This window comes from Salifodinibacter halophilus (genome assembly GCA_012999515.1).
GTDB classification, from domain to species: Bacteria; Pseudomonadota; Gammaproteobacteria; order Nevskiales; family Salinisphaeraceae; genus Salifodinibacter; species Salifodinibacter halophilus.
Map to the genome: position 1 here is coordinate 1 of JABEEB010000559.1, position 246 is coordinate 246.

1 protein-coding gene is annotated in these 246 nt (G+C 61.8%); it reads left to right on the plus strand.

Features of this window, described 5'->3' with window-relative positions; genetic code table 11:
* The coding region (locus HKX41_12845; GenBank protein NNC25023.1) for a dihydroorotase at nt 1–246 on the plus strand (246 nt) is incomplete at both ends.

The window sequence follows — 246 nt, forward strand, 5'->3', positions numbered from 1 at the left end:
CGAAAGAGTCGGTGCGCGTCGTCCGCGACGCGAAGCGGGCCGGCATCCGCGTCACCGCCGAAGTGACGCCGCACCATCTGCTCTTGTGCGATGAGGATATTCCAGGGCTTGATGCGAACTACAAAATGAACCCACCGCTGCGCAGCCGCGCGGACCGCGAGGCGCTCATTGAGGGCCTGCTCGATGGCACGATCGATTTTATCGCTACGGATCATGCGCCGCATACAGCAGCGGAAAAAGCGAAAG